Below are 770 nucleotides of genomic sequence, written 5' to 3'. Positions count from 1 at the left end.
GGCGAGTTCCGGATGATCCACTCCCGGGTGGTGTGGATGTCGCGGCCGGTGGACAGGTCCATGACGGTGTCGGCGCCCCAGCGGGTCGCCCACACCATCTTGTCCACCTCCTCCTCGATGGACGAGGTCACCGCCGAGTTCCCGATGTTCGCGTTGATCTTCACCAGGAGGGCGCTGCCGATCGCCATCGGCTCGGACTCGGGGTGGTTGACGTTCGCGGGCAGCACCGCGCGGCCGGCGGCGATCTCCGCCCGGACGGTCTCGGCCGGCAGGCCCTCGCGCAGCGCGACGAACTCCATCTCCGGCGTGATCTCACCCCGGCGGGCGTAGGCGAGCTGGGTGACGGCCCGGCCGGGCAGCGCCCGCCTGGGGGACGGCCGGCGCAGCCGCTCCCCGTGCCGGATCTCCGGCGGGGTGCTCCGGTAGGCCTCGGTGTCGCCGCGGGCGGCGATCCAGGCGTCCCGCAGCGGGGGCAGCCCCTGGCGCACGTCCGTGACCTGCTCGGTGTCGGTGTACGGCCCGGAGGTGTCGTACAGGATCACGCTGTCGCCGGTGGAGAGCGGCACCTCGCGCATGGGCACCCGCAGGCCGTCCGCGGCGCCGACCAGGTAGGTCTTGCGGCTGCCGGGCAGCGGGCCGGAGGTGACCGGCGTGGGTGGGCCGCCAGGCGTGGGTGGGCCGCCGGGCGCGGACGCGCCGCCGGGCCCGCCGGCAGCGGGCCTCCGAGTGTCACGCCCCGTGGAGCCGGGCGCGCCATCGGTGACGGGCGC

1 protein-coding gene is annotated in these 770 nt (G+C 75.7%); it reads right to left on the bottom strand.

Annotated features, from left to right (window positions below; genetic code table 11):
• Nucleotides 1-770: phosphomethylpyrimidine synthase ThiC (locus tag NBW84_RS19295; protein ID WP_445548774.1), on the bottom strand; the 770-nt coding region annotated here is incomplete at both ends.

Origin of the sequence: Protofrankia sp. CiP1_Cm_nod2 (genome assembly GCF_920664355.1) — a bacterium.
In the GTDB taxonomy this organism is placed as follows: Bacteria; Actinomycetota; Actinomycetes; order Frankiales; family Frankiaceae; genus Protofrankia.
Note: the sequence above shows the minus strand (reverse complement) of the source record. Positions and strands in the feature narration are given on the sequence as shown.